Origin of the sequence: Caballeronia sordidicola, assembly GCF_001544455.2 — a bacterium.
Taxonomy (GTDB): Bacteria; Pseudomonadota; Gammaproteobacteria; order Burkholderiales; family Burkholderiaceae; genus Caballeronia; species Caballeronia sordidicola.
Window position 1 is genome coordinate 43,216 of sequence record NZ_FCOC02000003.1, and the last position, 23,640, is coordinate 66,855.

General features: G+C 59.5%; 22 protein-coding genes. 7 read left to right on the plus strand and 15 right to left on the minus strand.

Annotated features, from left to right (window positions below):
* Positions 1-37 precede the first annotated feature (37 nt).
* Genes AWB64_RS06530 through AWB64_RS06540 form a run of 3 tightly spaced genes read right to left on the minus strand, consistent with a single transcriptional unit; the run spans position 38 to position 2,909 of the window.
* Entirely contained in the window at positions 38-574 is a 537-nt protein-coding gene (locus tag AWB64_RS06530) for a DUF5943 domain-containing protein (protein WP_060817833.1), read from the minus strand.
* A 46-nt stretch (positions 575-620) separates the two neighbouring features.
* Complete coding sequence (locus tag AWB64_RS06535; protein ID WP_060817834.1) at positions 621-1,592, minus strand: dipeptidase; 972 nt, start codon at positions 1,590-1,592, stop codon at positions 621-623.
* Positions 1,593-1,619: 27 nt separating this feature from the next.
* Positions 1,620-2,909, minus strand: a complete 1,290-nt coding sequence (locus AWB64_RS06540) for a serine hydroxymethyltransferase (protein WP_060817835.1) — start codon at positions 2,907-2,909, stop codon at positions 1,620-1,622.
* Between the two features lie 428 nt (positions 2,910-3,337).
* On the opposite strand from AWB64_RS06540, the gene AWB64_RS06545 reads away from it, so the two are divergent.
* Positions 3,338-4,348 (plus strand): GlxA family transcriptional regulator, encoded by a 1,011-nt coding sequence (locus AWB64_RS06545; protein WP_060817836.1) that lies wholly within the window; start codon positions 3,338-3,340, stop codon positions 4,346-4,348.
* A gap of 75 nt (positions 4,349-4,423) precedes the next feature.
* Here AWB64_RS06545 and fdhA read toward each other — a convergent pair whose 3' ends face one another.
* Positions 4,424-5,623: a formaldehyde dehydrogenase, glutathione-independent gene (gene fdhA, locus AWB64_RS06550; RefSeq protein WP_060817837.1), complete on the minus strand. Its 1,200-nt coding sequence runs from the start codon at positions 5,621-5,623 to the stop codon at positions 4,424-4,426.
* A 213-nt stretch (positions 5,624-5,836) separates the two neighbouring features.
* Between fdhA and betI the strand changes: the two genes are divergently transcribed.
* The 3 genes from betI to betA are packed head-to-tail and all read left to right on the plus strand — an operon-like array spanning position 5,837 to position 9,615.
* Positions 5,837-6,436: a transcriptional regulator BetI gene (gene betI, locus AWB64_RS06555; protein WP_060817838.1), complete on the plus strand. Its 600-nt coding sequence runs from the start codon at positions 5,837-5,839 to the stop codon at positions 6,434-6,436.
* Between the two features lie 10 nt (positions 6,437-6,446).
* Complete coding sequence (betB, locus tag AWB64_RS06560) at positions 6,447-7,916, plus strand: betaine-aldehyde dehydrogenase (RefSeq protein ID WP_060817839.1); 1,470 nt, start codon at positions 6,447-6,449, stop codon at positions 7,914-7,916.
* Between the two features lie 10 nt (positions 7,917-7,926).
* Positions 7,927-9,615: a choline dehydrogenase gene (gene betA / locus AWB64_RS06565; RefSeq protein ID WP_060817840.1), complete on the plus strand. Its 1,689-nt coding sequence runs from the start codon at positions 7,927-7,929 to the stop codon at positions 9,613-9,615.
* Between the two features lie 33 nt (positions 9,616-9,648).
* Here betA and AWB64_RS06570 read toward each other — a convergent pair whose 3' ends face one another.
* The 7 genes from AWB64_RS06570 to AWB64_RS06600 are packed head-to-tail and all read right to left on the minus strand — an operon-like array spanning position 9,649 to position 17,006.
* Entirely contained in the window at positions 9,649-9,912 is a 264-nt protein-coding gene (locus tag AWB64_RS06570) for a hypothetical protein (protein WP_060817841.1), read from the minus strand.
* 7 nt (positions 9,913-9,919) lie between these two features.
* Entirely contained in the window at positions 9,920-10,369 is a 450-nt protein-coding gene (locus tag AWB64_RS06575) for a dihydroneopterin aldolase (protein ID WP_060817842.1), read from the minus strand.
* Positions 10,366-11,016, minus strand: coding sequence for a sarcosine oxidase subunit gamma (locus tag AWB64_RS32195; protein ID WP_060817843.1), 651 nt, complete (start codon positions 11,014-11,016; stop codon positions 10,366-10,368). Before AWB64_RS32195 ends, AWB64_RS06575 begins: the two co-directional genes overlap by 4 nt.
* Entirely contained in the window at positions 11,006-14,008 is a 3,003-nt protein-coding gene (locus AWB64_RS06585) for a sarcosine oxidase subunit alpha family protein (protein WP_060817844.1), read from the minus strand. Before AWB64_RS06585 ends, AWB64_RS32195 begins: the two co-directional genes overlap by 11 nt.
* On the minus strand, positions 14,005-14,307 hold the full coding sequence (locus tag AWB64_RS06590) for a sarcosine oxidase subunit delta (protein ID WP_060817845.1): 303 nt from the start codon (positions 14,305-14,307) through the stop codon (positions 14,005-14,007). The genes AWB64_RS06585 and AWB64_RS06590 overlap by 4 nt, the downstream gene beginning before the upstream one ends.
* A 20-nt stretch (positions 14,308-14,327) precedes the next feature.
* A complete protein-coding gene (locus AWB64_RS06595; protein ID WP_060817846.1) occupies positions 14,328-15,572 on the minus strand; it encodes a sarcosine oxidase subunit beta family protein in 1,245 nt (414 codons plus the stop codon).
* Between the two features lie 39 nt (positions 15,573-15,611).
* A complete protein-coding gene (locus AWB64_RS06600) occupies positions 15,612-17,006 on the minus strand; it encodes an L-serine ammonia-lyase (RefSeq protein ID WP_060817847.1) in 1,395 nt (464 codons plus the stop codon).
* A gap of 523 nt (positions 17,007-17,529) precedes the next feature.
* Here AWB64_RS06600 and AWB64_RS32500 point away from each other — a divergent pair.
* The 3 genes from AWB64_RS32500 to AWB64_RS06610 all read left to right on the plus strand — a co-directional run bounded on the left by AWB64_RS32500 (position 17,530) and on the right by AWB64_RS06610 (position 19,372).
* Positions 17,530-17,658, plus strand: a complete 129-nt coding sequence (locus AWB64_RS32500) for a hypothetical protein (protein ID WP_279616249.1) — start codon at positions 17,530-17,532, stop codon at positions 17,656-17,658.
* A 256-nt stretch (positions 17,659-17,914) separates the two neighbouring features.
* The gene (locus AWB64_RS32505; RefSeq protein ID WP_255580681.1) at positions 17,915-18,049 is read left to right on the plus strand and encodes a hypothetical protein; all 135 of its coding nucleotides are present in this window, start codon (positions 17,915-17,917) and stop codon (positions 18,047-18,049) included.
* 216 nt (positions 18,050-18,265) lie between these two features.
* Complete coding sequence (locus AWB64_RS06610; protein WP_060817849.1) at positions 18,266-19,372, plus strand: GlxA family transcriptional regulator; 1,107 nt, start codon at positions 18,266-18,268, stop codon at positions 19,370-19,372.
* 24 nt (positions 19,373-19,396) lie between these two features.
* Here AWB64_RS06610 and AWB64_RS06615 read toward each other — a convergent pair whose 3' ends face one another.
* From AWB64_RS06615 to AWB64_RS06630, 4 genes are all read right to left on the minus strand, one after another.
* Positions 19,397-20,350 (minus strand): choline ABC transporter substrate-binding protein, encoded by a 954-nt coding sequence (locus AWB64_RS06615; protein WP_060817850.1) that lies wholly within the window; start codon positions 20,348-20,350, stop codon positions 19,397-19,399.
* 76 nt (positions 20,351-20,426) lie between these two features.
* Complete coding sequence (locus tag AWB64_RS06620; RefSeq protein ID WP_060817851.1) at positions 20,427-21,440, minus strand: GlxA family transcriptional regulator; 1,014 nt, start codon at positions 21,438-21,440, stop codon at positions 20,427-20,429.
* A gap of 39 nt (positions 21,441-21,479) precedes the next feature.
* Positions 21,480-22,382 carry a choline ABC transporter permease subunit gene (choW, locus tag AWB64_RS06625; protein WP_060817852.1) on the minus strand — a complete coding sequence of 301 codons (903 nt, stop codon included), beginning with the start codon at positions 22,380-22,382 and terminating at the stop codon, positions 21,480-21,482.
* The gene (locus tag AWB64_RS06630) at positions 22,375-23,553 is read right to left on the minus strand and encodes a quaternary amine ABC transporter ATP-binding protein (RefSeq protein ID WP_060817853.1); all 1,179 of its coding nucleotides are present in this window, start codon (positions 23,551-23,553) and stop codon (positions 22,375-22,377) included. The genes choW and AWB64_RS06630 overlap by 8 nt, the downstream gene beginning before the upstream one ends.
* Between the last annotated feature and the right edge of the window lie 87 nt (positions 23,554-23,640).

Here is a 23,640-nt window from a genome sequence, read left to right on the forward strand (position 1 = left end):
TTTACTGTGCGGCCTGTTACTCATGCTTGTTACGCGTTCATGCTTGCAGCGGCGTCACTTCGAACACGCAATGCGGATGACCTTCCGCCGCGCATTGCATCTCCACCGAGAAGGACTTCGGTCCTTTCTTCGTGCCTTGCGGCGCGGTATCGTTGACCCAGTCCATTGCACCCGCGAACCAGCCGGCGAACATGTAGCAAAGCTTGCCCTCCTTGCCCGGCTGAGCAAGCACGAACGACGAGTTATGCAAATGCACGGTCGCAGTCGCTGCCGCCGGATCGCTCCTGACGATCGAAAAGAGCCCCCAGCCCCGCTGCGACAAGCGCTTCAGATAATGTTCGAATACCGCCATGCCGCTGATGCCGTGCTGTTTGGCTTCCTTGTCGCACCAGTGATATGCCGACTTATGGCCCGCTGTATACAAGCTCTTTGCATATACTTCGCGCCCCAGCGCTTCTTCAACCGCCAGGTGATTGTTCGTGAAGAAATGACGCGGCACGTACAGCATGGGCAGCGAGTCGGTTGTCCAGACGCCGGTTTCCGGATCGACGTCTATAGGCAGTTGCGGTTGCATTGTTTGCTTTCCTTGGGGAAGGTGATTCGGGCTTGGCGACGCGGTCCTAGACGTTCCAGACGCTGTCGAACACGCGCACCCAGTTCTCGCCCATGACTTTCTTGATGCGCGACTCGCTCCAGCCGGCACGCTCCATTGCGGCAGTCAGGTTGGGAAATTCACCAATGGTTCGGATTCCTTCCGGGTTCACAACCTTGCCGAAATTCGTCAATTGCCTATAACGACCTTTGTCGTGCGTAATCCAGTCGAAGAATTCCGTGCTGTAACCTTGAGTGAAATCAGTACCAATGCCGACGTTGTCTTCGCCGATCAGATCGACCACATATTCAATGGCTTCCAGATAATCCTCTACAGTCGCATCGGGACCGCGCTTGAGGAACGGCGCGAACATGGTCACTCCGACAAAACCACCCGCATCGACGATTTCCCTCAGTTGTTCATCCGTCTTGTTGCGCGGATGTTCTTTCAGGCCCGAAGGGCAGCAATGCGAATAGCAAACCGGCCTGGTGGAAGCCGCGATCGCTTCCGAAGACGTCTTCCCGCCGACATGCGAAAGATCGACCATGATTCCCACGCGATTCATTTCCTGGATCACCTCGCGGCCGAATCCGGAGAGACCCCCGTCGCGCTCGTAACATCCCGTGCCAACCAGGTTCTGCGTGTTGTAGCAAAGCTGCACCACATTCACACCAAGCTGCTTGAACGTTTCTATATAACCAAGGTTATCCTCGAACGCATGCGCGTTCTGAAAGCCGAAGATGATCCCGGTCTTGTTCTCTTTCTTGGCACGGCGAATGTCGTCCGTGGTGCGCACGAGCGTGAGAATGTCGCTGTGTTCGCGCATCATCTGGCGCATCTCGGCAATGTTGTCCACGGTCTTCTGGAAGCTCTCCCAGACCGATACGGTGCAGTTCACCGCGGTCACGCCGCCCTTTCTCATGTCCTCGAACACAGAAGGCTCGAACTTCGAGATGTTCAACCCGTCGATGATGATGCTGGTGTCGTGCAATGTGCTCATCTCATGCTCCAGAATGGCAGGATGTAATCAATAGATAGGGAAGCGCTCGCATAACGCGAATATTTCACGGCGCACGCGCTGTTCGGTATTGGCATGGCCTTCCGGGTGGTCGCGCAGCGCGTCGAACACTTCCACGATCAGGCGCCCAATCTCGCGGAACTCGGCAACGCCAAAACCGCGCGTGGTGCCAGCCGGCGTACCCAGGCGCACGCCCGAGGTGATAGTGGGCTTTTCCGGATCGAAAGGGATGCCGTTCTTGTTGCAGGTGATGCCGGCGCGCTCCAGTGCCTGCTCGACCTGATTACCTTTCAGGCCCTTCGGACGCAGATCGACGAGCAGCAGATGGTTGTCCGTGCCTCCGGTAACGAGATCCACGCCGCCCGACTTGAGCACTTCGCCCAGCGCCTTCGCGTTCGCCAGCACATTGTCGATGTACGTCTTGAACGAAGGCTGCAGCGCCTCGCCGAAGGCCACGGCCTTACCCGCAATCACATGCATGAGAGGACCGCCCTGGAGGCCCGGAAAGACCGCTGAATTGATCTTCTTGGCAATGTCTTCGTCGTTCGTCAGCACAAAGCCCCCGCGCGGACCGCGCAGGGTCTTGTGCGTGGTCGACGTCACCACATGTGCGTGCTCGACCGGGTTCTGATGACGTCCCGCCGCGATTACGCCGGCAATGTGCGCCATGTCGACCATCAACCTTGACCCGGCTTTATCGGCAATGGCGCGCAGCCGCGCGAAATCCAGTTCACGCGGATAAGCCGAGAAACCGGCGATCAACAGCGTGGGCTTGTGCTGCATCGCGAGTTCTTCGATCTGCTCGTAATCAATCAGCATGGTCTCGCGGTTCACGCCGTACTGGACCGCGTTGAACCACTTGCCCGACAACGCCGGCTTCGCGCCATGCGTCAGATGACCGCCGGCATCGAGCGACATGCCGAGCACGGTGTCGCCGGGTTTGGTCAACGCGAGCATCACCGCGCCGTTGGCCTGCGCGCCCGAATGCGGCTGAACGTTCGCGAATTGCGCGTTGAAGATCTGCTTCACACGATCGATCGCGAGCGTTTCGATTTCATCGACAAACTCACAGCCGCCGTAATAACGCTTGCCCGGATAACCTTCCGCGTATTTGTTCGTCAGCACCGAGCCTTGTGCCTCGAGCACGGCGCGCGAGACGATATTCTCCGACGCGATCAGTTCGATCTGCGACTGCTGGCGTTCCAGCTCTTTAAGGATGGCGCTGCGCACGGGCGCGTCGCGAGAGGCAAGCGGTTCATCGAAGAACGGGGCGGCGGGGCGAGTCGTGGAGTTTGACATTGAAGCATCCGTGGGTTCGGGAACAAGTCTTTTTTTGAAAGCAGATTCATGACGCCGCGGCACGCCAGATCAGCGCTTAAATCCGCTTTCCGATGCGTCTATTCTTGACTTTCGCCGAATCCGCCAATTTATGAATTTAGACGTGTTCTTGGCCTTTTCCGACATGGGCGTCCGTTTTACACAAGTCGCGTCCGACGCATTTATCCAGCTACCCGATGCTGCACTGCGACGGACGGTGGGCGCTCTTGCGCGGTGCGTGCCGCGCGTTCGATCCCTGTCCCGGTGCGCTTTCAAGCGTCTGTATCGCGATGGAGTTTCGTCGCCGATAGGGTTTAGCCTGATGGCATGCTAGTTGCGAACATCTACAAAATGTAGATAGTCGTGCCCCACGACAGCGCAACTCAAGATTCGAAGGAATCATTCCTCTCATGTCCCCCGATCGCACCGCGTCGCTCGCGCATTTCGCGTTCATGCCGCTGCCGAACTTCACCATGATCGCGTTCACCAACGCTATTGAAGTGCTGCGCATGGCGAACTATCTGACGGGGCAAAAGCTTTACACGTGGTCTATCGTGAGTCCTGACGGCGGCCCAGTAACAGCCAGCAACGGTCTTTCCGTCGATACCGGTCCCGTGGAATGCGTGGGACAGCCGGACATCGTGTTCGTGGTCGGCGGTATCGACGTTCAGCGCGAAACGACGGCCGCGCATCTCGCTGCACTGCGCCGCTTCGCGCGTCTGGGGAGCGTGTTGGGCAGCCTTTGCACCGGCACCTACGCGCTCGCCCGCGCTGGTTTGCTCGCGGGCTACGCGTGCGCGATTCACTGGGAAAACATGTCGGCCTTGAAAGAGGAATTTCCCGATACACGCTTTCTCAAAGAGCTATTCGTGATCGATCGGGATCGCGTGACGTGTACCGGCGGCGTCGCGCCGCTCGACATGATGCTGAACCTGATCTCCACGCGCGTTGGTTCGGCAAAGGTCACGCAGATCGCGGAACAGTTCATTGTGGAGCATGTCCGCGATACGAGCGCGCAGCAGCGCATGCCGCTCGTTGCACGCCTTGGGTCGGCGAACAAGTCGCTGTTCGAAGTGATTTCGCTGATGGAGAACAACATTGAAGAGCCGTTGTCGAGAGAAGAACTCGCGCGGCTCGCGGGGATGTCACAGCGTCAGTTGCAGCGCCTGTTCCGCGAGCATCTTGGCATGACGCCTACGCACTACTACCTCACGTTGCGGCTACGCCGTGCGCGCGAATTGCTGCTTCAGACCGATATGTCGATCATGCATATCACGATGGCTTGCGGGTTCCAGTCGGCATGCCACTTCAGCAAGAGCTATCGCGATGCTTTTGGCACTGCGCCCACGCGCGAGCGGCGGCGGCAATTGCCGCCGCTCGCGGTGGTTCCATCCTTGGCGGTTGTGCAAAGCGCCGCGTAGATTGTTGCTGGCACTTAAGCGTTCGATGACTTAGTCCCACGGCCATCGACCGCTCAAGCAACAGCGGCTCTATTCCTAAGCCGCCTTTAACAAACCGTGCGGGTCGATCACGAACTTGCGCGGCGCACCGCCATCAAACTGGCGATATCCATCCGGCGCCTGATCGAGCGTCACCACCGACACGTTCACAATATCCGCAATCGGCAATCGATCCCACAAGATCGCCTGCATCAGGTTCTGGTTGTACTTCATGACCGGCGTCTGGCCAGTGAAGAACGAATGCGACTTGGCCCAGCCCAAACCGAAGCGAATGCTGAGCGCGCCTTTTTTCGCGGCTGCGTCGGCGGCGCCCGGATCGTCCGTGACATACAGCCCCGGGATCCCGATTGCGCCTGCTACCCGCGTGATTTCCATTAGTGAGTTGAGCACCGTGGCAGGCGCTTCTTCATGATGCCCGCTGCTGCCGTGACCGTGCGCTTCGAAGCCGACGCAATCGACCGCGCAATCCACTTCAGGCGTGCCGAGAATCGCCGCGATCTGCTCACTGAGCGTTGCATCCTTCGATAAATCCACCGTCTCGAAGCCCACTTTGCGCGCATGGGCAAGACGCTCTTCATTCATGTCACCGACAATCGTGCAGGCAGCGCCGAGCAAACGCGCGGATGCGGCCGCCGCCATTCCGACCGGTCCCGCGCCCGCGATATAAACCGTCGAGCCGGGCTTCACGCCTGCCATTACCGCTCCGTGATAACCCGTTGGCAGGATGTCCGAGAGGCACGTCAGGTCGCGGATCTTCGACATCGCCTGGTCACGGTCGGGAAACTTCAGCAGATTGAAATCGGCATACGGGACCATGACATATTCCGCCTGTCCGCCAATCCAGCCGCCCATGTCGACGTAACCGTATGCACCGCCCGCACGCGATGGATTCACGTTCAGGCACACGCCAGTGTTTTGCGCCTTGCAGGTCGGGCAGCGTCCGCAGGCCACGTTGAACGGCACTGAAACCAGATCGCCGATCTTCAGCGTTTCCACGTCGCGTCCGACTTCAACTACTTCGCCTGTGATTTCGTGTCCGAGCACCAGACCGACTTGAGCGGTCGTGCGGCCGCGCACCATGTGCTGGTCGGAGCCGCAGATATTCGTGGTGACGACCTTGAGGATTACACCGTGGCCAATTTGCCGGCCGCTCGGATCCACCATCTTCGGATAGTCGATGGATTGCACTTCCACCTTGCCCTGCCCCAAATACACGACGCCGCGATTGCTGCTCATTGCCTGTCTCCTTTCTCTTGTGGACGATCCGCATGGCAGACGACGCCATGCACCGTCTCACGAGCGTAGTCCTGCCGTGCACAAGAGACGCGCCTCCAACGCGACACGAGTTTGGCCGAAACCGACATCGCGCATTTTTATTGATTGACCGTTCAATATAAAATACTTAGGCTTCGGATCGTGCATCTGGCAACTGTCATATAGGGAACGTTCATGCCCAAGCTTGGAATGCGTGAAATCCGCCGGGCGCAGTTGATCGATGCGACCCTGCTCACCATCGACCATGCCGGCTTGCCCGGCACTACGCTGGCCTCGGTTGCGCAACGCGCGAGTATTTCAACGGGTATCGTCAGCCACTATTTCGGCGACAAGGACGGCCTGCTTGAAGCCACCATGCGCCACGTGCTGCGCGACTTGTGGAGCGCGACATCGCGCAGACGCCGCCTTGCGAAAGACGAGCCGCGCGCGCGCCTGCGCGCCGTGGTAGCGGCGAACTTCGACGCGGCGCAGGTCAGCAATCCGGTGACAAAGACGTGGCTCGCGTTCTGGTCAGAGAGCATGCACAAGCCCCAATTGCAGCGCTTGCAACGCATCAACACGCGCCGTCTCTATTCCAACTTGTGCGCCGACTTTTCGAAGGCGCTGCCACGTGTAGCAGCGCGTCGCGCTGCAAGCGGGCTGGCTGCATTGATCGACGGATTGTGGCTGCGCGGCGCATTGTCGGGCGAACCCTTCGATACCAAGGCCGCTATCCGGCTCGCCAATGACTACATCGATCTCGTGCTCGATACGCGCGGCCGCACGCTTACCTAAGGATCACACCATGCCCGTATTCGGATTGCAGCGCCTGTATATTGGCGGCGGTTACGTCGACGCCACCAGTGGCGAGACTTTCACCACGGTCGATCCCGCTACCGGCGAGACGCTCGCGAGCGTGCAGCAGGCGAGTGCGGCCGACATCGACCGTGCAGTGCGATCGGCGCACGAAGGACAGCGCGAATGGGCTGCCATGAACGCCATGCAGCGGTCGCACATCCTGCGCCGCGCAGTGGAGATTCTTCGCGAACGTAACGACGAACTTGCCGCTCTCGAAACACGCGACACGGGCAAACCGATTGCCGAAACACGCGCGGTCGATATTGTCACGGGCGCCGACGTGATCGAATACTACGCGGGACTCGCACCAGCGCTGGAAGGTCAGCAGATCCCGTTGCGCCCCACTTCATTCGTCTACACGCGACGCGAGCCGCTTGGCGTTTGCGCGGGCATTGGCGCGTGGAACTATCCAATCCAGATTGCCTGCTGGAAAGCAGCGCCCGCCCTCGCCGCAGGCAACGCAATGATCTTCAAGCCGAGCGAAGTCACGCCGCTAAGCACGTTGAGACTTGCCGAGATCTTTACGGAAGCGGGCGTTCCCGCAGGCGTGTTCAACGTCGTGCAAGGCGATGGCCGCGTTGGCGCAATGCTGGCGGCACATCCGGATATTGCGAAGGTCTCGTTCACTGGCGGTGTCGAGACTGGAAAGAAAGTCATGTCGGCGGCAGGCGCTTCGTCGTTAAAGGACGTCACGATGGAACTGGGCGGCAAATCGCCCCTCATTGTTTTCGACGACGCCAATCTCGAACGCGCCGCCGACATTGCCATGAGCGCCAACTTCTTCAGCTCCGGGCAGGTTTGCACGAACGGCACGCGCGTATTCGTACAACGGACTGTGTATGAGCGCTTCGAAGCGCTGCTGCTGGAACGGGTGAAACGCATCCGCCCAGGACCGCCAATGGACGCAAACACGAACTTCGGTCCGTTGGTCAGCGCCGCGCAGTTGCATAAGGTGCTGGGTTTTATTGAAAGTGGCAAGAAGGAAGGGGCACGGCTTATCGCTGGTGGATCGCGCATTGTGCATGGCGCGTTTGCTCAAGGGCAGTACGTCGAGCCGACCGTCTTTACCGATTGCAGCGATGGCATGCGAATCGTACGCGAGGAAATCTTTGGACCGGTCATGAGCATTCTCGTTTTCGATGAGGAAAGCGAAGTAATAGCACGCGCCAACGCCACATCATATGGCCTTGCCGCAGGCGTGGTGACCGACAATCTGGCGCGTGCGCATCGCGTCATTCATGCAATGCAGGCCGGCATTTGCTGGATCAATACATGGGGCGAGTCACCCGCGGAAATGCCCGTGGGCGGCTACAAGCAATCGGGCGTTGGCCGCGAAAACGGCATCACCACGCTCGAGCACTACACGAGCATCAAGTCGGTCCAGGTCGAGATGGGTCCGTACCAACCCGTGTTCTAAGGAGCATTCAATGGACACAAAGGAGTTCGACTACATCGTCGTGGGTGCGGGTTCGGCAGGTAACGTGCTGGCGTCGCGTCTCACGGAAGACGCCGACGTGACCGTGTTGCTGCTCGAAGCGGGCGGACCCGATTATCGTTTTGATTTCCGCACGCAAATGCCGGCGGCGCTTGCGTTCCCGCTGCAGGGCCGTCGATACAACTGGGCGTATGAAACCGATCCCGAGCCGCACATGAACAACCGGCGCATGGAATGCGGCCGGGGCAAGGGACTTGGCGGTTCGTCGCTCATCAACGGCATGTGCTACATACGCGGCAACGCGCTTGACTACGACGGATGGGCCGGGCGGCAAGGCCTCGAGAACTGGACCTATTCGGATTGCCTACCGTATTTCCGCAAAGCGGAAACCCGCGACGCCGGACCCAATCCGTATCACGGTGGCGACGGTCCGGTACACGTAACGACATCGAAGCCCGGCAACAATCCCTTGTTTGCCGCAATGGTCGAGGCAGGCGTGCAGGCAGGCTACCCGTGTACCGACGACCTCAACGGCTACAGCCAGGAAGGTTTTGGGCCGATGGATCGAACGGTGACGCCAACCGGCCGCAGATCGAGCACGGCGCGCGGCTATCTCGACCGCGCGAAGGACCGGCCGAATCTCACCATCGTCACGCATGCGGTGACCGACCGTATATTGTTTTCAGGCAAGCGAGCCATCGGCGTTGCGTATCTTCATGGCGGCGAACGCGTGAGCGCCCATGTGCGCCGCGAAGTGCTCGTGTGCAGCGGCGCGATTGCTTCGCCGCAATTGCTGCAACGTTCGGGCGTTGGACGCTCCACATGGCTGCGCGAACTCGATGTACCGCTGGTCCATGATCTGCCCGGTGTCGGCGAAAATCTCCAGGACCATCTGGAAATGTACATGCAGTACGAGTGTCTCGAACCCGTGTCGCTGTATCCGGCGTTGCAATGGTGGAACCAGCCGCAGATCGGCATTGAATGGATGTTGAAGGGCACGGGCATTGGCGGGAGCAATCAATTTGAAGCAGGCGGATTCATTCGCACGCGTGACGACGATCTCTGGCCGAACATTCAGTATCACTTCCTGCCTGTCGCGATCAACTACAACGGCTCGAATCCCATCAAGATGCATGGTTTCCAGGCGCATGTCGGGTCAATGCGTTCGCCCAGCCGCGGGCGCGTGAAGTTGACGTCGCGTGATCCGAACGCGCATCCGAGCATCTTGTTCAACTACATGTCGGACCCGCTCGACTGGCGAGAATTCCGCGACGCCATCCGCATCACGCGCGAGATCATGCATCAGCCGGCGCTGAAGAAATATTGCGGGCGCGAGTTGCATCCTGGTGCCGACTTGAGGACTGACGACGCGCTCGATGCGTTCGTGAGACAGCGCGCGGAGACTGCCTACCATCCATCGTGCTCGTGCAAGATGGGTTACGACAATATGTCCGTGGTAGATAATCAAGGCCGCGTGCACGGGCTTGAATCCCTGCGTGTGGTCGACGCTTCGATCATGCCGCAAATAGTGACCGGCAATCTGAACGCGCCGACCATCATGCTTGCCGAAAAGATCGCCGACGCAATTCGCGGACATGCGCCGCTGGCTCGCGCCGACACGCCGTATTTCGTCGCGGGCGGGGCGAAAGCGCGGAAGAGCGAGGTTATCTCGGCGATGTAGCAAAGTCGATTGCAACAAGCTCGTAACGCTGATTCATTGTTCGAACCGGGCGCGCGCAGCCGTCGCTATGCGTGCAATGCTTTCTGTGCTCAATCGCCCGGCGATTTTTCGCACATACTCGTGATGCCGCGCGCCAAGGGGCGCATTGAGATATTGCGCGTGCAGGTATCGGATCAATGCAATGCGCCTGTGCCCAAGCGCGATACTTCTGTCGAGCAACGTAAGCGCCGCGTGGGCGTCATGTTGCTCGCACGCAAGCTGCAAGAGCTCGGCGGTTTCAGCACGCGTCGATGTCATGTGAGATTCAGCGTGCTGCGCTCAAGCGTGCTTCATCGGATGCGCGCCATGAGTCGAAGTCGGCACGATACCAATCAAGCTCCACGCCCACTCGCCGCGTGCCCTCACGAATCTTCGGCTTGTACAAAAGCAGCGTCAACGCATCGAGCGCCGGCCACTCCGTGAATGACAATGCCGCCACTTCCACCGCGAGCGTTTCAAGCAAGCGAGTATGCGGTTTATCCGCCAGATACCTGGCAACACGTTCACACCACGCCTCGTAATCGATCAACCCATGCGTGCTTCCTTCAACCGGTACGCCGCGATAACGAAGGCTTGCATCAATCGCGACAGGCTGTGGCGCAACATATTCCCGATCATGCAAACCGATGCGCGTGACCACGATCAGTTCATCAACCACGATGCGCCAGCCGCGGCCTCCCGGACTCAATGATCCTGCGGTCTCATACGGTTTCACGACATCAGCGGCTCGGCCGCGTCGAGCATGATCTTCACGAAGTAGTCCGCGAAGCTGCGGCGGATCACGAGGTCGAAGCTGTCTTCGCCAGTCGGCGCGATCGTCACCGACGCCTTGAAATAATGGCTCTGCGCGCATTGGCCGACGCCAAACAATCGCGGATGCAAGTCGAGTGGACAGCCGCGGGCGAGAACATCGCGAGTACGTGTGCCGCTGATTTCGAGCACCGTATAACCGCTGCCGATATCCACCGCGGCCGCATACAAACCTGTGAAGGCTTCGCGCAACCTGGCTTCCATTGGCGCGGTTTGCGTGGCCGAGTGGGACGCGACCGAACGCACGAGCCATTCGTCCGGTCCCAGCCATAACACGTCGTAGCCATTGCCGGCCGCCGTCGTGTTCGCCTTCTCGGGAGGCTTGCAGCCAAGCACATTTTCCACAGCGGCCACGAACGCCGTGTCACGCAGATCGCCACGCAGATTCACGAGTTCGAGAAATGGCCGCTCGACCAGACGAAACGCTTTAGATGATGCAGCCTGATGTTTCTTCAGCACACTATCCACGCCTACCAGCGGCGACTCCTGCCATACACCCTGCCCGATTGAACGATCCACGACCGCCTGATTACTTCCGTTCTCATTCCACATGTTGACGTGCTCCTTCGCTGTCGTAGAACACCGAGCTGGTGATTTTCGCCGGCATCTGCTTGCCGCCGGCAAGCGGAATCATCACCGACTCGCCGATCCTGTCGAGACCGCCCTTGATGACGGCCATCGCGATCGAGCGCTTTAGAATAGGGCTGAAATAGCTCGACGTGACATGACCGAGCATCGGCGCGGTCGCGCCACTAAACGGACCCGCGACGATCTGCGAGCCTTCGGGAATGACGAACGCCGTATCTTCGGCGAGCAAACCAACCAACTGTTTGCGTCCGGTCTTGGCCGTGTCCGAGCGCGTCAACGAACGCTTGCCAAGGAAGTCCTTCGACTTTGCAACAAGACCGCCCATGCCAAGGTCGTACGGTGTCATGGAACCATCGGTGTCCTGACCCACGATGATGTAGCCCTTCTCCGCACGCAACACGTGCATGGTTTCCGTGCCGTAAGGCGTGATGTCGAACTCGGCGCCGGCGGCCATGAGTGCTTCCCACACCGCGCGTCCCACGTTGGCCGGCACGTTGACTTCGTATGCAAGTTCGCCGGAGAAGCTGATACGCATGACACGCGACGCCGCCCCCGCCACGGTTCCCTCGCGATAGCTCATGAAAGGAAACGCGGCGTTCGCGAAGTCGATATCGCGGCAGACCTTCTGCAGCACCTTGCGGCTATTCGGGCCGACCACGGCGAAGGTAGCCCAGTGGTCCGTCACCGACGCGAGACGCACGCGCATGTCGGGCCATTCCGTCTGGAGCCACCGCTCCAGCCACGTCAGCACGCGAGCCGCGCCGCCGGTTGTCGTGGTCATCATGTAGTGCTGATCGGCGAGGCGTACGGTCACACCGTCGTCGAAGATCATGCCGTTCTCGTCGAGCATCAGACCGTAGCGGCACTTGCCCACTTCCAGCTTGCTCCACGGGTTCGTATAAACCCAGTTGAGCAGCTTGGCGGCATCGGGGCCTTGAATGTCGATCTTGCCCAGCGTCGATGCATCCAGTATTCCCACGCTCGTGCGCGTGGCCAGCGACTCGCGCGCGACAGCCGCGTGCATGTCTTCCCCATGACGCGGGTAGTACCACGGCCGTTTCCAGTTGCCGACGTCCTCGAACGCCGCACCATTTTCCACATGCCACTCGTGCACGGCGGTCTTGCGAACGGGATCGAGAAACTCGCCCAGTTCACGCCCGGCGAAAGTGCCGAAGCTGACCGGCGTGTAGTTCGGACGGAACGTCGTGGTGCCCGTTTCAGGGATGGTCTTGTTCAGCGCCTGCGCGAGAATCGCCATGCCATTGATGTTGCCAAGCTTGCCCTGATCCGTACCAAAGCCCATCGCCGTGTAGCGTTTTACGTGCTCCACGGATTCGAACCCTTCGCGCGCGGCGAGGAAGATATCGGCGGCGGAGACGTCGTTCTGATAGTCGATGAATTGCTTGGGACCGCGTGTCGCCAACTCGCGTCCGCCAACAAGCCAGAGCGGCATTAATGGCGCTTCGCTGATCTCGGCAACTTGCACGGGCGTCGGGCGCGCGACGATCAGCCCGATTGCGCGTGCAGCATCAACACCGGCGTCCACCGCAAAACGAATCGAGCGAGCAAGCGTGAATTCACCCGCGCATCCGCCGACACTGCTTTCAGCTTGCATCGCCTTGCCGGGCACGAAGCAAAGTTTTTCGTCGTGCCAATGCGCTTTGCCGCCGGACTGCGCGAACAAGTGCAGGATTGGGCTCCAGCCGCCGGACATGGCGAGCAGATCGCAAGGCAACTCGGCATGCTTCGCGCCAACCTTGCCGTTGGAATAAGCGCCGACTTCGACCGACGCCACCCGCAGCTTGCCGTGCGCAACGGTCACCACCGATCCGTTCAGCACCTTCACGCCATAGCGTTTTGCCTGCGCCTGTAACGCGCCTTTTTCGTCCGAGAGACGCGGGTCCACCACGCTCACTTGCGCGCCCGCCGCCTTCAGGTCCAGCGCGCATTGATAACCGCTGTCGTTGTTCGTGAATACGACCGCGTTGCGTCCCGGCAGCACGGCGTATCGATGCAAATACGATGACACCGCCGACGCCAGCATCACGCCCGGCAGATCGTTGTTGCCGAATACGATTGGACGTTCCTGCGCGCCGGTCGCCAGAATGACGCGCTTCGCACGGATTTTCCACAGCAGTTCGCGCGTGCCCTTCCTCATCGATACAGGCAGATGTTCCGTCAAACGCTGCGTGACGGTCACGAGATTGTGGTCCTGATAACCGAACGCGGTGCTGCGGCACAAGATCTTCACCTCGGGCATCTTGCGCAGTTCGGCTTCGATCTTCTGCACCCATTTCAGGCCAGGCGCACCGTCTATTTCCGCGCGGCACGACAGCAGCGAACCGCCGGGTTCCGGCTGGTCATCGACCAGAATCACGCGTGCGCCCGACAACGCCGCCGCATGCGCCGCAGCAAGTCCCGAAGGGCCCGCCCCGACCACGAGCACGTCGCAATGCGCAAAGCATTTGTCGTAGCGATCGGCATCGACCTGTTCTGGCGCCCGGCCAAGACCCGCCGCGTCGCGAATCACTTCTTCGTACTTCGGCCAGAACTTGCGCGGCCACATGAAGGTCTTGTAGTAGAACCCCGCCGGAATAAAACGCGCGATCTTCTGGTTCACTGCCATGCGATCGTTTTCGATACTCGGCTTCGCGTTCACGCTCGTTGCAACCAGCCCCTGATACAACTCGATCTCGGTTGCACGCGCATTCGGCACGGTGTAAGCGCCGGTTTCGAGTTGGACGACCGCGTTCGGTTCTGCCACGTCGGCGGTCACAATGCCGCGTGGCCGATGGTACTTCCAGCTACGCGCGACGAAATGCACGCCATTGGCAAGCAGCGCGGACGCAAGCGTATCGCCTTGATGGCCCTGATACGTCTTGCCGTTGAACGTGAACGTGAGCGCGATTGCACGGTTGATGCGCCCGCCCGTGGCGAGTCGGTCTTTCTGGCTCATTTCGGCTGTCCTTCTTCTTTCGATTCCATCACGGCAAGCGGCCGCGCAAACGTGTCGTAGCCCTGGAACGCATAGCTCACGGTATCGCGCTCGGCCATGAACCAGCGGCGGCAGCCTTGCGCATGCATCCATTGCTCGCGATGCACACCACGCGGGTTCTTGCGCATGAAGAGGTAGTCGCCCCATTCCTCATCGGTGAGCTTTTCGGTATCGAGCGGCCTGGCGATGTCGGCCTCGCCGCCGCACGAGAATTCGGTTTCGGCACGCGGTCCGCACCAAGGGCATTCGATCAGCAACATGTCATCTCTCCTGAAGCCGATTAATGGGCAACGGCGGCGGCGCCGTGTTCGTCGATCAGATGGCCCGTGTAAAAACGGTCGATGGAAAACGGCGCGTTCAACGGATGCGGCTCGTCCTTCGCAATCGTGTGCGCATACGCCCAACCCGAACCCGGCGTCGCCTTGAAGCCGCCCGTACCCCATCCGCAGTTGAAATAGAGACCCTTGACGTCGGTCTTGCTGATGATCGGGCACGCATCCGGCGATACATCCACAATGCCGCCCCACTGCCGGTTCATGCGCACGCGCGAGAAAACGGGGAACATCTCGACAATCGCCTCGAGCGTTCCTTCAATGATGTGGAAACTGCCGCGCTGGCCGAAGCCCGTGTATTGATCGACACCTGCGCCAATCACGAGATCGCCCTTGTCGGACTGGCTGATATACGCGTGCACCGCGTTCGACATCACCACCGTGTTGACCACCGGTTTGATCGGCTCGGAGACAAGCGCCTGCAGCGGATGACTTTCGAGCGGCAAGCGGATGCCGGCCATGTCGGCGAGCGTCGAGGTGTTGCCTGCCGCGACCACGGCAACCTTCTTCGCCTTGATAAAACCCCTGGTTGTATCGACACCGACAACCTGAGCGCCGTTACGGCGAATGCCCGTTACCTGGCAGTTCTGCACGATATCCACGCCGGCCTGATCCGCGCCGCGCGCATAACCCCACGCGACCGCGTCGTGACGGGCAACACCGCCGCGACGCTGGATGGACGCACCGAGCACAGGGTATCGGCTATTCAGGTTGATCGTGGGCTCGATCTGCTTGATCTGTTCGGGCGTAAGAAATTCGGCGTCGACACCATTCAGGCGGTTGGCATTCACACGACGTTCAGTATCCCGAACATCCTGCAATGTATGCGCGAGATTCATCACGCCACGCTGGCTGAACATCACGTTGTAGTTCAGGTCTTGCGAAAGCCCTTCCCAAAGTTGCATCGCTTTTTCATACAGCGCCGCCGATTCGTCCCACAGATAATTCGAACGCACAATGGTCGTGTTGCGCGCCGTGTTCCCGCCGCCGATCCAGCCTTTCTCCAGCACCGCGACATTGCGCACGCCATGCTCCTTGGCAAGGTAATACGCCGTAGCGAGACCGTGTCCGCCGCCGCCGACGATCACCACGTCGTATTCCTGCTTGGGCTCCGGGCTTTTCCACTGACGCTCCCAGTTCTCGTGATACGACATGCCATTGCGCAGCAGGCTGAATATCGAATAGCGGCTCATGGTGTTTCCTTGAACTTGTAAATTTCCAGACCCTTTAAATCAACACTCGATGACGTTCACGGCCAATCCGCCACGCGACGTCTCCTTGTATTTCGTTTTCATGTCCGCGCCGGTTTCGCGCATGGTCTTGATCACGTTATCGAGCGATACGTAGTGCGTGCCATCGCCTTTCATTGCCATGCGTGCCGCGTTGAGCGCCTTGATCGCGCCCATTGCATTGCGTTCGATGCACGGAATCTGCACGAGCCCGCCCACTGGATCGCAGGTCATGCCAAGGTTGTGTTCCATGCCGATTTCAGCAGCGTTTTCGACTTGGGTCGGCGTGCCGCCCATGACGGCGGCAAGTGCGGCGGCGGCCATGGAACACGCCACGCCCACTTCGCCCTGACAACCGACTTCCGCGCCGGATATCGACGCGGTTTCCTTGTAGATGATCCCGATAGCCGCCGCCGTCAGCAGGAACGTGACAATGCCTTCGTCGGTCGCGTTGTGCATGAACTTCACGTAGTAATGCAACACGGCGGGGATCACGCCGGCAGCACCGTTCGTGGGCGCCGTGACCACGCGCCCGCCCGCCGCGTTTTCTTCGTTCACGGCCATGGCGTACAGGTTGACCCAGTCGAGCATGGAGAGCGGATCGCGCAGCGATTCTTCCGAGCGGTTGCGCAGTTGTGCCGAAAGGTCGGCGGCGCGACGCTTGACATGCATCGGACCCGGCAACTCGCCACGAACCTTGCAGCCACGCTCCACGCACGCTGCCATCACGCGCCAGATTGCGAGCAAGCCCTCGCGTACTTCGCTTTCGGAACGCGACGCGCATTCGTTCAACATTGTCACTTGTGCAATCGATAAACCCGTCTCGCGGCACACGCGCATCAGGTCGTCGCCGGTGCGAAACGGATGGGGCACCTCCGCGCCCGACTGCACGCCGTTCACACGCGTGCCTTCGCGATTGATCACGAAGCCGCCGCCTACCGAGTAATACTCTTTCTCAACAACAAGCTGGCCGTTTTCGTCGAAGGCCTGAAAGCGCATGCCGTTAGGATGCACGACGCTCGAGCCGGGCGCACCCGGCATCAGCTTGCGGAAGAAACCGAGATGTTCGCGTTCATCGAACTTCACTTCGTGCTTGCCGAGCAGCATCAGCGCCTTGCACTCGCGGATCGCGCGCAGACGCGGTTCGATCGCATCGGGATCGATCGAGTCGGGGAAATAACCTTCGAGTCCGAGAAGCACGGCCTTGTCGGTGCCATGACCTTTGCCTGTCGCGCCCAGCGAACCGAACAAGCCCACTTGCACGCGGCGTACGAACGCCAGCAAATTAGCGTCTTCAATATGCGAGGCAAAGCGGCACGCCGCGATCATCGGGCCGACCGTATGCGAACTCGACGGTCCGATGCCGATCTTGAACAGATCGAAAACGCTGACGTTCATGGGCTGCCTTTGTGTGAATGCGAAATGAAAATGCGCGTTGGTTGCGAGCGGTTACGAGCCGCATGCGTGGAAAATCGCCACATAGCCATTGCACCGCACGTCAATTTCCGCCGATAGAACAAAAACGGCATGCATGTGGGACGGCGGCGTCAGCATGTGAAATCGCTTGCATGACAAGCGTCAATACAACGCATTCGCGGCGTATTAACGAAACTCCATGGCGGAAACCGGCAAGTTAAAAGCGCCTGGCGATGGTCGTGGCACGTCACATGCTGAGTACGGGTTTGAGCAAGCAAGTGAGCGTCCGCTTGTTCGATGTCAAACGATCCCTGGACGTCTCGCCCGTCTTACAGAAAGGAATACAGGCATGAAGCACTTCTCAATGGCATGCGCGATCGGCGCCGTACTTTGTGTTTCCAGTACGGCTTTCGCCCAAAACAACCCGCCCAGTTCGAACACTGGCTTACAGGCCGGTGACAACGCCCAGACGACGAACCAGTCGGCTGGCTCTGGAACGACCGGAATGACGCACCACAAGACGATGAAGCACAAGAATTCAACGTCCATGGGCAAGAGCAATACGCCTGGCATGGGCACGGCAGACCCAAGTGGGCCGGCTGCGCCCGTCACGGCAAGCGGTTCAGGCTCGTAAGCTCGCGCGTGAGCGGGGAATGTCGTGCTGCGGCGTTCCCTATTTAATTTGCTGTGGACTTTTTTGTTACGCCCAGACGGCTGTAAGCGATGCCACAAACGCGGCTGAGCGCTTGACATAGGCAGCAATACAACACTTTTTGCGACCGGCGTTATCGACCATTTCTGGTTGAATAAACGCTGCGCTAAACTGTGTCGGCGTTTTGCAATGCGCCATGTAAACCCTTCGTCAAACTCTCGCCCATCAGGCTCGTCTCATGAACAATCTTCTGAAGAAATTCCTCGCGGTTCTCATTGTTGCTGCAGTTGCGGCGCCGGCCGTTTCGTACGCAAAGCCGCATCATCACCACAAGTTTCCGAAAGCCAAGCACGTGACGCACACGGCTCACTAAATCACTTGAATGGTTCATAGCTGAAGCCGGCGTGGTTGGCTAGCCAGAGACTATTAAAGAACGGCTCGCTCTTTACGGGCAAGCCGTTTTTCCTTGGTTGATTCAAAATTCCAAAGCACGCTTTAATAGCAATCAAGCGGTGATATGCTGCCCTATTATTCCGTCGTCGTTTCCAGTCCGCATTTCCTGATTTAGCTGCATATCCACGGCAAGCGCATGAATCCCGCTGACCTTCTTCCCGCTCAATCGCCCGACACAGCGTCCAAACAACGCATTCGGTTTGGCATTGTGTTGCTGCCGAATTTCACGCTCACGGCGTTTTCCGGCTTTGTCGATTTATTGCGTCTTTCCGCCGACGAAGGCGATTTCAGCAAACCGGTACGGTGCTCGTGGAGCGTAATTGGCGAAACGCTTGCTCCGGTGCGGGCGAGCTGCGGCATCCAGATCACGCCGTGGGAAACATTCGATAAAGCCGAGCCATTTGATTACGTCGTGGTCGTGGGCGGTTTGCTGCATTCCGGCGCGGGCGCAAGCGACGCGACGCTGCAATTCATCCGCCACGCCGCCACGACCGACGCCACGCTCGTTGGCATTTGCACCGGCGTGTTTTCGTTGATGCGCGCCGGCGTGCTGGATGGATACCGGATCTGCGTAAGCTGGTTTCATTACTGGGATTTCGTGGAGCGGTTTCCCGGCGCAAATGAAGAAATGCTCGTCGCAGACCGGTTGTTCGTCATGGATCACCGGCGCATTACCTGCTCCGGCGGGCGTGCATCAATCGACGTTGCCGCGGCCATATTGCTGCGCCATTTCGAGGCCGCGACGGTGCAAAAGGCGCTGCGCATCCTGCTTGTCGACGACATGCAAAAGGGCAATGCGCCGCAGCCGCATCCGCCAGGACTTGCGCCCGCCACGCACCCCAAGGTGAAGCGTGCCATCCTGTTGATGGAGCAGCACGTGGGCCGTTCGCTGACGCTCGACGAGCTTGCGCACAAGCTGGATTTATCGACGCGGCAACTAGAGAGACTATTCAAGGCGGAGACGGGAAAAGCACCGCAGGCCTATGCGAAGCAGGTCAGGTTGCGCACGGCGGCATGGTTGCTGACCAGCTCCGATAAAACCGTCGCCGATATTGCGTCAAGCTGCGGATTTTCAGACGCTTCGCACCTGGGCCGCGAGTTCAGGAAGCAGTTCGGGCTTGCGCCCATGATGTATCGCGAGCAACGTGGCACCGCTGCGCCGGAGGACGCAGCAAGCATCGCGAAAATCGATCTCGCTGCGGACTTCGATGAAACCTTTCCAGGAAGGGCGCGGGCAATGTAGCCGCTCGCACCCTGCGTGAGCCAACTATTGTGCGACGTAGGTTCTAACGGCGGCCAATCCGTCTTTTCCATCGAACGTTTTTACGCCTGCAAGCCACTTGTCCAGCACTGCGGGATTTGCCTTGAGCCAATCTTTTGCCGCCTTGTTCGGGTCGGTTTTATTCATGATCGGCGTCATCACGTGATTTTCAATATCTGTCGAGAACTTCAGGTTATCGACCAGATGAGCAACGTTCGGGCACCGCGCGGCATAATCCGGCGGCGTCACCGTCATCACCTTTGCTTCGCCATAGTTCGGTCCGAACACATCATCGCCGCCGCTCAAATAATCGATTTTCATCGACACGTTCATGGGATGCGGCTCCCAGCCGAGGAACACAATCCACTTCTTCTCGCGAATCGCGCGGCCCACTTCGACCAGCATCCCGGCTTCGCTCGACTCGACCATCTTGAACTTGCCCAGTCCATACTGATTCGCGTCGATCATTTTCTTGATCAGCGCGTTTCCATCGTTGCCCGGCTCGATGCCATAGATCTTGCCGTCTAGCTTGTCGTAATTTTTGGCGATGTCGTTAAAGGATTTCAGGCCGCCCTGGTACGCATAATCAGGAACAGCCAGCGTGTATTTGGCGCCCGTCAGGTTGGGCGAAGGCAACACCTTTATCTGGCTCGCCTTCTGGAAGGGCTCGACAATCGGGTCCATCGTCGGCGACCAGTAGCCGAGAAACACGTCTATCTGCTTGTTCTTGATACCCGCGAATGTAATGGGCACGGAAGCGATGGTCTTTGTCGGCTTGTACCCGAGACCCTGAAGCACGGTGGTCGCGAGGCCCGTTGTCGCGGCGATATCGGTCCAGCCGACGTCGGCGAAACGCACGTTCTGGCACGCGGCTGAATCGGCGGCAAATGCGCCGCCGGACAAGGTGATATTCGATAAGACAGCCAGCGCACACGAGGACGCGATTCCGTGTAGTTTCATGTTTTCTCCATGTTGTGGAAACTGTAGACACGACAATGCCGCGCCAAAGACAGCGCGTCATGTTTGAAAATTCGTTTTAAGCTGATTGCCTGCGCTCGATACTCGGCGCATGGCCGAATTGCGCGCGATACGCCTTGCTGAAATGACACGGCGAATGGAAACCGCAAATAGCGGTGACGCGCGAAATTGAAGCGTCGCTGTTACGCAGCAATTCACGCGCACGCCGCAAGCGCAGCGTGAGGTAATAATGGGTGGGAGATACGCTCAGGAACATCTTGAACATGCGCTGCAAATGGCGCTGCGACAGCTTCACGAGCCGCGCGAGTTCCTCGAGTGAAAGCGGCTCCTCTATGTTCGCTTCCATCAGCCGCACGACTTCGATCAGTTCGGCGCGCGAAAAACCAACGCGCGCATCCACCGGAATATGCTGATGATCCGTCGTGCCGCGAATGCGTTCCACAATGAACTGTTCGGACACCTGTGCAGCATGCGCCTGGCCAAGCCGCATGCCCACGAGATTCAACATGAGGTCGAGCGGCGCGGTGCCGCCCGTGCACGTCACGCGATCACGGTCGATGACAAAGATTTCATCGGCGAAACGCACGTGGGGGAAACGCTTGTGCAGCGGCGACATGTCCTCCCAATGCACGGTGCATCGATAGCCGTCGAGCAGGTTCGCGGCCAGCAGCGCGTATGCGCCGGTGCAAATGCCGCCAAGCGGCACGCCTTGTTGCGCGACCTGCTGCAGCAGCGCAATGACTTTGTCGTCTACGTAATCGCGTACGTGCCAGCCGGCGCACACGATCAACACATCCGGCATGCCGGCTTCGGCAAGCGTCCTGGTCGGCTTGACCGTGATGCCATTACTCGCGCGCGCCGGCTCACCATCGGGCGTAATCACAGACCATGTGTAGTGTTCCGCGCGCCCCACATAGTTCGCCATCCGTAATACTTCTATGGCGCTGGTGAACGCGATCATCGAAAAATTCGGCAGCGTCAAAAACCCGAAGTGCGACAGCTTCGATAACGGCGAGTCAGGCGTCTTGCCCGCTGGATGAATCCGGTCCGGCACCATCGCGTCGCGTTTCATCGGGTTTTTATCCTTGGCTGCGTGCGCACATTACTACCGTTAGCCTTGTTGCGCGGCCGGCGCGCGCCGCACCCGCATCACGCTGCGAATCCCCGACAGCAGCGGCGCGCGCGCCATGCCCGGCGAACGGCCGAAGCTTTCCGTGATCCGGTCCAGGATGATCGCGAGCAACACCACCGACAAGCCGCTTTCGAATCCGAGCCCAATATCCAGGCGCTGAATACTTGCCAGCACGTCGTTGCCCAGACCGCCGGCGCCGACCATGGACGCAATGATCACCATCGACAACGCCATCATGATGGTCTGGTTCACGCCGGTCATGATGGACGGCAGCGCGTTCGGAAACTGAACCTTGTAGAGCAGTTGCCACGGCGTGCACCCGAACGCCTGACCCGCTTCCACGATCTCGCGATTCACATGCTTGATCCCGAGCGATGTCAGGCGCACAGCGGGCGGCATCGCGAAAATCACCGTCGACAAGATGCCAGGCACCCGTCCCAGGCCGAACAACATGGCCGCCGGAATCAGGTACACGAACGCCGGCATGGTCTGCATGAGGTCGAGCACCGGGCGCACGATCGTCTCGATGGTCTTGCTCTTCGCGGTCCAGATGCCAAGCGGAATGCCGAGCAGCAGGCTGATCAACGTGGACGACAGCGTCAGACCGAGTGTGATCACCATCTGGTCCCAGAAGCCGGTCGCGTAGATCAGCAAGAGCGATAGCAGCACGAACAGCGCAAAACGCCAGCCAACCCGCCACAGGCCGATGCCAACGAAGATCGCCATCATCAGCCACATGGGAATGGCCTGCAGGCCGTGTTCGACGACCGCCGCGAAGCTCTCGATGACCTTTCCGATCGCGTCGAACGTTTTCGCGTCGTGGTCCAGCAGATATTTGACGCCGTGATCGACCCAACTGCCGAGCGGGATAATTTCAGACATGTGAGCCTCTATGTCGAGTCAGAGCCTTGAGGACGTTCGTCTTGTTGACCGAACCGCAATACGATCCGTCCGCGTCGACCACCGGCAGCGGCGCGCGGCTCGCGACCACGCGGCTGACAACCACATCGAGCGGCGTGGTGCGTTGAATGCATTCGATGACGTTGATTTCCGGCGATGCCTGCCCGACCGCATCGCGGCACACGAAGCCGCGGATCTTGCGCTCCTGGTCCATCACGAACGCATAGTCGGCGCTGCCGTTGAGCGCCTGCGAGACACTCGACGCATCGATGTGCGAAGCGTGGTTCATCAGCGGCACGGCATCGGTTTGCATGAGGTCGCCGGCGGTGAGATAACGGCTGGTATCGATACCTTCGAAGAACGCGCGCACGTAGTCATCGGCGGGATTCGAGATGATTTCCTGCGGCGTGCCGATCTGCACCACGCGTCCGCCTTCCATGATCGCGATGCGCGTGCCGATGCGCAGCGCCTCCTCCAGATCGTGCGACACGAACATGATCGTGCGCTGCTGTTCGCGCTGCAGGTCGAGCAGCACGTTCTGCATTTCCTTGCGCTTGAGCGGATCGAGGGCGGAAAACGCCTCGTCCATGATCATCAGCGACGGATTCACCGCCAGCGCCCGCGCAAGACCCACGCGCTGCTGCATCCCGCCCGACAACTGCGCCGGAAGTTTCTGCGCGAACGGCGCGAGACCGACTTGCTCGAGCACGACCATTGCGCGCTTCTCGCGTTCCTTGCGTCCGACTCCGGCCACTTCCAGCCCGAACGCGGCGTTCGATAAAACCGTGCGTTGCGGCATCAGCGCGAACGACTGGAACACCATGCTCATGTCCTTGCGCCTGAGCGAGGTCAGTTCCGAGCGCGGCACGGAAGCCACATCGCGGCCATCGATCAGGACCTTGCCCACAGTCGGCTCGACCAGCCGGTTGATCAACCGGATCAGTGTCGATTTGCCCGAACCCGACAAGCCCATCAGCACGAAAATCTCGCCCTCGCGCACGTCGAAGGACACGTTGTGCACGCCGACGATCTGTCCTGTCCTGGCGAAAACTTCTTCCTTCGTTGCCCCGCCGGCAAGCATGTCGATTGCCTGCTTCGGGCTCGTGCCGAACACCTTGCACAGGTTCTCGACCACGACCTTTTCGGATTTCATCGAACGCTCTCCTGGTTGGCGGACGTGCGTCCGCGCTCTCTATACATAGTTGCCAGAAAAAAGTGCGGGTTGCCGACTATTTCCGAC

Excerpts from the sequence above, each read along its gene's own strand:
- AWB64_RS06530 (WP_060817833.1), bottom strand. The coding sequence starts at position 574 with ATGCAACCGCAACTGCCTATAGACGTCGATCCGGAAACCGGCGTCTGG.
- AWB64_RS06535 (WP_060817834.1), bottom strand. The coding sequence starts at position 1,592 with ATGAGCACATTGCACGACACCAGCATCATCATCGACGGGTTGAACATC.
- AWB64_RS06540 (WP_060817835.1), bottom strand. The coding sequence starts at position 2,909 with ATGTCAAACTCCACGACTCGCCCCGCCGCCCCGTTCTTCGATGAACCG.
- AWB64_RS06545 (WP_060817836.1), top strand. The coding sequence starts at position 3,338 with ATGTCCCCCGATCGCACCGCGTCGCTCGCGCATTTCGCGTTCATGCCG.
- fdhA (WP_060817837.1), bottom strand. The coding sequence starts at position 5,623 with ATGAGCAGCAATCGCGGCGTCGTGTATTTGGGGCAGGGCAAGGTGGAA.
- betI (WP_060817838.1), top strand. The coding sequence starts at position 5,837 with ATGCCCAAGCTTGGAATGCGTGAAATCCGCCGGGCGCAGTTGATCGAT.
- betB (WP_060817839.1), top strand. The coding sequence starts at position 6,447 with ATGCCCGTATTCGGATTGCAGCGCCTGTATATTGGCGGCGGTTACGTC.
- betA (WP_060817840.1), top strand. The coding sequence starts at position 7,927 with ATGGACACAAAGGAGTTCGACTACATCGTCGTGGGTGCGGGTTCGGCA.
- AWB64_RS06570 (WP_060817841.1), bottom strand. The coding sequence starts at position 9,912 with ATGACATCGACGCGTGCTGAAACCGCCGAGCTCTTGCAGCTTGCGTGC.
- AWB64_RS32195 (WP_060817843.1), bottom strand. The coding sequence starts at position 11,016 with ATGTGGAATGAGAACGGAAGTAATCAGGCGGTCGTGGATCGTTCAATC.
- AWB64_RS06585 (WP_060817844.1), bottom strand. The coding sequence starts at position 14,008 with ATGAGCCAGAAAGACCGACTCGCCACGGGCGGGCGCATCAACCGTGCA.
- AWB64_RS06590 (WP_060817845.1), bottom strand. The coding sequence starts at position 14,307 with ATGTTGCTGATCGAATGCCCTTGGTGCGGACCGCGTGCCGAAACCGAA.
- AWB64_RS06595 (WP_060817846.1), bottom strand. The coding sequence starts at position 15,572 with ATGAGCCGCTATTCGATATTCAGCCTGCTGCGCAATGGCATGTCGTAT.
- AWB64_RS06600 (WP_060817847.1), bottom strand. The coding sequence starts at position 17,006 with ATGAACGTCAGCGTTTTCGATCTGTTCAAGATCGGCATCGGACCGTCG.
- AWB64_RS32500 (WP_279616249.1), top strand. The coding sequence starts at position 17,530 with ATGACGCACCACAAGACGATGAAGCACAAGAATTCAACGTCCATGGGC.
- AWB64_RS32505 (WP_255580681.1), top strand. The coding sequence starts at position 17,915 with ATGAACAATCTTCTGAAGAAATTCCTCGCGGTTCTCATTGTTGCTGCA.
- AWB64_RS06610 (WP_060817849.1), top strand. The coding sequence starts at position 18,266 with ATGAATCCCGCTGACCTTCTTCCCGCTCAATCGCCCGACACAGCGTCC.
- AWB64_RS06615 (WP_060817850.1), bottom strand. The coding sequence starts at position 20,350 with ATGAAACTACACGGAATCGCGTCCTCGTGTGCGCTGGCTGTCTTATCG.
- AWB64_RS06620 (WP_060817851.1), bottom strand. The coding sequence starts at position 21,440 with ATGAAACGCGACGCGATGGTGCCGGACCGGATTCATCCAGCGGGCAAG.
- choW (WP_060817852.1), bottom strand. The coding sequence starts at position 22,382 with ATGTCTGAAATTATCCCGCTCGGCAGTTGGGTCGATCACGGCGTCAAA.
- AWB64_RS06630 (WP_060817853.1), bottom strand. The coding sequence starts at position 23,553 with ATGAAATCCGAAAAGGTCGTGGTCGAGAACCTGTGCAAGGTGTTCGGC.